This is a genomic window from Sporosarcina koreensis, from assembly GCF_001531445.1.
GTDB classification, from domain to species: Bacteria; Bacillota; Bacilli; order Bacillales_A; family Planococcaceae; genus Sporosarcina; species Sporosarcina koreensis_C.
The window spans coordinates 1-6,422 of sequence record NZ_LQYA01000041.1; the positions used below are offsets into that span (position 1 = coordinate 1).

At 47.0% G+C, this 6,422-nt stretch carries 8 protein-coding genes; 6 read left to right on the forward strand and 2 right to left on the reverse strand.

Annotation, left to right across the window (positions count from 1 at the left end):
• Positions 1 to 356 precede the first annotated feature (356 nt).
• From AWV70_RS06495 to AWV70_RS06505, 3 genes are all read left to right on the forward strand, one after another.
• Positions 357 to 833 (forward strand): DUF2975 domain-containing protein, encoded by a 477-nt coding sequence (locus tag AWV70_RS06495; RefSeq protein WP_060205380.1) that lies wholly within the window; start codon positions 357 to 359, stop codon positions 831 to 833.
• A gap of 10 nt (positions 834 to 843) precedes the next feature.
• Positions 844 to 1,065 (forward strand): helix-turn-helix domain-containing protein, encoded by a 222-nt coding sequence (locus AWV70_RS06500; protein WP_060205382.1) that lies wholly within the window; start codon positions 844 to 846, stop codon positions 1,063 to 1,065.
• Positions 1,066 to 1,303: 238 nt separating this feature from the next.
• On the forward strand, positions 1,304 to 1,588 hold the full coding sequence (locus AWV70_RS06505; protein WP_060205384.1) for a late competence development ComFB family protein: 285 nt from the start codon (positions 1,304 to 1,306) through the stop codon (positions 1,586 to 1,588).
• 24 nt (positions 1,589 to 1,612) lie between these two features.
• On the opposite strand, the gene AWV70_RS06510 is transcribed toward AWV70_RS06505, so the two are convergent.
• Entirely contained in the window at positions 1,613 to 2,557 is a 945-nt protein-coding gene (locus tag AWV70_RS06510; RefSeq protein WP_306464372.1) for a flagellin, read from the reverse strand.
• Here AWV70_RS06510 and fliS point away from each other — a divergent pair.
• Entirely contained in the window at positions 2,541 to 2,948 is a 408-nt protein-coding gene (gene fliS / locus AWV70_RS06515) for a flagellar export chaperone FliS (RefSeq protein ID WP_060205385.1), read from the forward strand. The two genes, AWV70_RS06510 and fliS, sit on opposite strands and share 17 nt — an antisense overlap.
• Positions 2,949 to 3,149: 201 nt before the next feature.
• Here the strand turns inward: fliS and AWV70_RS06520 are convergent, their stop codons facing one another.
• Positions 3,150 to 3,926, reverse strand: a complete 777-nt coding sequence (locus tag AWV70_RS06520) for an enoyl-CoA hydratase-related protein (RefSeq protein ID WP_060205387.1) — start codon at positions 3,924 to 3,926, stop codon at positions 3,150 to 3,152.
• 134 nt (positions 3,927 to 4,060) lie between these two features.
• Here AWV70_RS06520 and AWV70_RS06525 point away from each other — a divergent pair, with 134 nt between their 5' ends.
• Together AWV70_RS06525 and AWV70_RS06530 are read left to right on the forward strand one after the other, a co-directional pair.
• Complete coding sequence (locus tag AWV70_RS06525; protein ID WP_060205389.1) at positions 4,061 to 5,296, forward strand: EAL and HDOD domain-containing protein; 1,236 nt, start codon at positions 4,061 to 4,063, stop codon at positions 5,294 to 5,296.
• A gap of 63 nt (positions 5,297 to 5,359) precedes the next feature.
• Entirely contained in the window at positions 5,360 to 6,205 is an 846-nt protein-coding gene (locus AWV70_RS06530; protein WP_060205391.1) for a DegV family protein, read from the forward strand.
• The last annotated feature ends 217 nt before the right edge of the window (positions 6,206 to 6,422 follow it).

Here is a 6,422-nt window from a genome sequence, read left to right on the forward strand (position 1 = left end):
CGCATAACGCGTCCCAGAAACGCATAAATCTGCTAAATCACGCATAACGCGTCTCAGAAACGCATAAATCTGCCGAATCACGCAAAACGCGTCCCAGAAACGCATAATTCTGCCGAATCACGCAAAACGCGTCCCAGAAACGCATAAATCTGCTAAATCACGCAAAACGCATTCCATAAACGCATAAATCCCCTAACTTATGCATAAACCGTTCAAAATACGCATAAATCCAATTTGTCTCATCGCTCAATATATCTCTATACAACATTAATTTAACCATATTCGATAATTATTTATTGATATTCGATAAATAAAAAACTATAATCAAATCATACTAAACATGCGAGGTGCTTTTGATGAAACGAGGATCAACATTATTTTTAAAGATGGCAGTTTTTCTTATTGGAGCTCCCGTCCTAGCGTTAAGTGTATTTGGAATCTATTATTTACTAAAAAATCCAGCCAACCCGGATTATGCACATATACTTTATCCAATCGTGATTGGTATGTATATCTCTGTCATACCTTTTTTCGGAGCGTTGTTACAGGCTTTTAAATTGTTAAGCTATATCGACAAGAACCAAGCTTTCTCAGATTTGTCTGTTACAGCTCTAAAGAAAATTAAACGCTTTGCATTGGTGATTACTGGTGTGTATGTGATCGTTCTACCATTTATGGCAATGGTAGCGGAGCTAGATGATGCGCCAGGTCTCATCATCTTCTCAATGGTTCCTATTTTTGCTCCGTTTGTCATCGCAGTCTTTGCTGCTGTACTCCAAAGACTGTTGCAGGAAGCAATCAATATAAAATCTGAAAATGATTTGACGGTCTGAGGTGAAAACAATGGCGATTATCATTAATATTGACGTGATGCTGGCGAAGCGGAAAATGAGCGTAACTGAACTTACGGAGAAGGTTGGAATTACAATGGCGAACCTTTCCATATTGAAAAATGGGAAGGCAAAAGCGATCCGGTTTTCAACCTTAGAGGCGATTTGCAAGGCTTTGGACTGTCAGCCAGGGGATATATTAGAATACCAAAGTGATGAAGACACCGAAGAATAATTGATAGAAAGAAATAAGTCGGTTCCTTGCATTAGGAACTCGACTTTTTTTATGCACTTTTTACCTTTCACTAAGCGTCCATCCTCTCGTTCCAGCGCCGTGCAAGGAGACTTATATAACATCCCGATGTGATTCTAAAGACCTGTACCAGCTAATGCTCCTTTCCTACAATTCGTAAATTTTACCAGTAATGTTACAATGAAAAGAAAACAACTCTTTACACTAGGAGTGTCGAAACATGCCTGTATATAATGTTATGGAAGAAGTCGTCCAAGCCGTCCTGCAACAATATGAAAAAGAACTCCATCTCACATGCAACTGCGACAGATGCAAAGACGACATCATGGCCATCGCACTCAACGAAATCAAGCCGCGCTATATCGTCAACAGTGAACTGAGCCCTTTCATCCGTGCCGCCCACGTCGCAGACAGACAAGGCGCCACAAATATCCTCTCTACTGTCGTCAAAGCAGCCCGCATCGTCTCCGCATCACCCCGTTGCGAAAACGCAAAAAAAGAGTAGGCAGGGAAAACTCCCAACGCCTACTCACTTCGAAAACAACGACATGACACTATGGATATTCTGATTCACTTGCTTCACAAGCAGATGATCCCCTTGCTGGCGGATATCCAAACTGACGAAATTCATCATTTCCTTTGCCATATCCGTATCCTCAAGCAACGACAGCGACTTCGTCAAATTATTCTCGAACGTCAACGCATTCGTCAAATGATGCTCGACCGCCTCCATATTCGAACCAATCCGCGTCAAATGTCCGGAAACCGTCTTGATTGCATCATCGATTTTGGTAATCAACCCTTCAGCAAGGTCCCGCAGTTCCAACGAAGCACCCTCAAGGCCAAGCGCTTTTGAACTGACATCCACAAGCGTGATCTTCATCTGCTGTCCCGGATTTGCTCCGACTTGCAACGTCAACGAACCCTCTTGGCCCAATATCTTCTTCGTATTGAACTCAAGCTTCGTCGCCGTATCATCCACAGCACCAAGCAAATTCTCAAGCTCCACTTGGCTCGCAGCACGGTCATTCACCGTTAACGTATCATTCGAGCTCATCACCGCAAGCTCGCGTGCCCGCTGCAACAGGCCATTCACATTATTCAGCCCTTCATTCGACGCCTCAAGAACAGACAGTCCGTCCTGCATATTGCTTTGCGCCCGGGAAATCCCGCGGATCTGCGCACGCATCGTCTCCGAAATCGACAGGCCCGACGCATTATCGCTGCCCTTCGCAATCTTCACGCCGGAGCCGAGCTTCACCAAACTCTTCTCAATCTGACCTGTATTCCGCATCGAACGATTCGCCGAAACAGCAATATGCTCACCGCTTAAAACACGCATTCCATCACCCCGATTTAAACTTTTGTCGATATCTCCATCTTTATATCGGCCCAAAACGATTGAAATGAACATAAAAAAGCCGATACAAAAGAAAAAGCGACTGGAGGCACCAACCATGACAACCGTAGACATCGAAAAAGCCATCCAAATCTACAAAGAAGCGAGCGCCTCCACACTTTCGATGATGGAATACGTCCTTCTCCTGCTCAACGAACTTCAGAAAAATATCCAGCAGTGCAAGTGGGCGATAGAAGCAGGTGACACCGACGAGCGCGACCGCACACTGCAAAAAGCACAGGACTTCCTCTTCGAACTCATGACAACAACCGACCACGAAGCCGAACGAAGCGACCGGCTCATGGCCATCTACCTTCATATGAACCAATGCCTCGTCCAAACGCATATGACCAAAACGGACGAACTGCTCAACCATATTGAGGAAATGATAGTTCAGTTAATCGCGTCATGGCAAGTCGCCAAACAAGTGACGCGCCGCAGGAATTTCACGACGGACCGGTTGTGAATGAGAAGTCTATCTGGGTTAACGAGAACTTATCAGGCAAGAACGAGAAGTCATTCCGGGTAAACGAGAACTTATCGGGGAAGAACGAGAAGTCTTTCCGGATTAACGAAAACTATCCGGTAGAGAACGATAACTCTCTCCGAACAAACGAGAACGTCCCGGAAATAGATGCGAACTCGCAATCCCCAGGACGTTCCATTATCATTTGCCTTTAAACGACGGTTTCCGCTTCTCAGCAAATGCCGCAAGCGCCTCCAACCGGTCCTCCGTCGGAATCGTCAGCTCATATGCCTTCCGTTCGATCGCTAGCCCTGTCTGCAAATCGGTGTTCATCCCGTGCTTGATTGCAAATTTCGCCTGTTGCAATGCGATCGGTCCATTCGCAAGTAGCTCCTCGACAAAACGGTCCACCGTTTCCTCCAAAATGTTCGCCGGAGCGACTCCTGTCAACATGCCATATAATTGCGCATCGTCCGCCTTCAACCGTCTTGCGGTCAAAATGAGCTCCATTGCCTTCGCTTCACCAATCAGCCTTGGCAGACGCTGCGTCCCGCCAGCTCCCGGGATGATGGCAAGCCCGGTCTCCGTCAGACCCATCACGGCTGAATCTGCCGCAAATCTAAAATCACACGCAAGCGCCAGTTCCATTCCACCGCCGAAAGCATAGCCGTTCAATACGGCAATTGTCGGCTGCGGCAAATTTTCTACCATCGTAAACACTTCGCCGATTTTATAAATATTCCGCTTCACTTGTGAATCCGTCAGCATGCGCCGCTCCTTTAAATCAGCCCCCACACTGAATGCACGGTCCCCGGAGCCTGTAAAAATGACAACCCGTATATCGGGATTAATGCGAATCGACTCGATCACTTGTCCTAGTTCCGACAGCATTTCATAATTGAAAGCATTCATCGCTTCCGGGCGATGCAATGTCACCTTCGCGATATGCCCATCTTGTTCAAATATAAGCGTTTCCATTGTGAACTCTCCCCCAATCTATAACTTTCTTCCAACATATCATTTTTCCCAATATGTCGCTATTAAAATAGTTTGAAAATTAATAGTAAAAGAGAACCAGTTTTGGTATACTGTTTGCATTGCGAGGTGGGAAAATGGAGTTGCATATATTTGTAGGAAGACAGCCGATTTTGGATAGCGAAGGCCGCATTTACGGTTACGAGCTGCTCTACCGCAATAGTGAAGAGAACAGTTTTCCAGACATCGACCCCGAACAGGCGACAATCCAATTGCTCATTAATACGTTTCTATCAATCGGTGTCGATCAAATTTCTGGGAAATCGAAGTCATTCATCAATTTTTCCGGTGAACTGCTTATCAAGGACATCTTTTCAAACCTGAAGCCGGAGTGCATTATCATTGAGATTTTGGAGGACGTCGAAATTACCCCGGCGCTCATCTCGAGAATACGGGAAATCAAGCAGGACGGGTTTCGTTTTGCACTCGACGACTTCATCGTACAAGACCAATATAGGTTACATCCCGAATTGTTCGAGCTGATCGATTACGTGAAAGTAGACTTCCTAGCGGTCGATGAAAAGGGCAGGCGCTACATCGAAAGGTTCATTAAAAAGTATCCGCATATCAAAATGCTCGCGGAAAAGATTGAAACGGAAGAGCAGTTCCAAATTGCGAAAAAGAGCGGATACGACCTATTCCAGGGATATTTCTTTGCTAAACCCGAGATTATCAAAGGTGTCGAAATCCCTGCGAACCTAAATCTACATATGCAGATCATCAGTAAGCTGAATGAAAACGATCCTGACATCGACGAAATCGCAAACCTCATACTCCATGACATCTCACTGACATACAAACTGCTGCGCTATATTAACACGATGAACTTCGAAGTCCCGAAAAGCGTAGGTTCAGTTAAACAGGCGCTCGTCCTGATCGGATTGCGCGAACTGAAGAAATGGATGCGGGTATTGATGCTTCAGAACATTGGAGACCATTCATCGAGCGGCCGCATCAAAGCGCTCGTTTCCTACTCGATGTCCCGCGCGAAAATGTGCGAGCTCGTCGCAATCCGTACGGGATACCCGAACGGCGATGAGCATTTCTTCGTCGGGCTGTTCTCGTTGCTTGACGCGATCATGAAGCGCAGCTGGGACGACATCCTACCGCTGTTCCCGTTTTCCGAAGAAGTCGCGGAAACGTTGCAAGGAAAGAAAACCGACCTGACCGCTTACTTGGAGCTTGCTATCGCGACGGAGCGTTTCGATATGGAAAAAATCGATTCCATTGGCAAGCGATTCGGCTTGTCGAAAGAGGAGATCGTCATGTTTTCCAACAAAGCGAACCATTGGGCACGGCAGCTCGAAAGATGAACCCACAGGGCTTTTCTTTTCACCTGCATATCAAGTAGAATATGATGCAGGAGTTGATTAGAAGTGAAAACAGCAATTGTAACAGATAGTACGGCATATTTGCCTCCATACATAGTGGAGAAACTTGATATCCACGTCATCCCTTTGACGGTGACGATCGATGGACTAGCCTACGAGGAGGAAATCGATCTGACGTCAGCGGATTTCTACAATAAAGTGCGCGGGGAAGGTCCGTTGCCGAAAACATCCCAACCGCCTGTCGGGAAATTCGTCGAGCTATTCGAATCGTTGAAAACGGATCATGATGCCATCATTTCGATCCACCTTTCAAGCGGCATTAGCGGCACTTACGCAGGCGCTGTCCAGGCAGGCGAAATGACTGAGGGCATCGACGTCCGCGCATTCGACTCGGAGCTGTCCTGCTATATGCAAGGATTTTACGTCATCCGGGCAGCAGAAATGGCGAAAGAAGGAGCAAGTCCTGCCGAAATCATGAAGGAGCTCTACGAAATGAAAAAGACGATGAGCGCCTACTTCATGGTGGACGACCTTGCGCATCTACAACGCGGCGGCAGACTCTCCGGTGCACAAGCATTGATCGGCGGACTGCTGCAAGTGAAGCCAATCCTTCATTTCCATGACAAAGTGATCGTCCCATTCGAAAAAATCCGCACACGCAAAAAAGCGATGAAACGAATCGCGGACCTGCTCGCGGAAGATGCGGAGAAAATGCCGTTAGAAGCAGCAATCATCCACGCTAACCAGCCTGAAGAAGCAGATGCATGGAAAGCGGAACTGTCGGAACGCCTGCCAAACGTCCATTTCACGATCAGCCACTTCGGTCCTGTGATTGGCACGCATTTGGGCGAAGGATCGATGGGGCTTGGATGGGTACGAAGAAAAGCGTAAGCGGCCGCCTAGATGCGACAGGCATAAGGCTGACCTGCGAAACGGCGCTTTTTGCCATGTAGCGGGGCTGACTTATGACCCGAGCGTCTGGCCGCTGGAGTCTAGACAAAGAAAAGCGTAAGCCGGCTTAGCTCTCACAAACTGCGGAAAGTGATCATAACCGCAGTCCAAGCGCTCATAAATCGGGACAAGTGATCATAAATGCAGTCCAATCGCT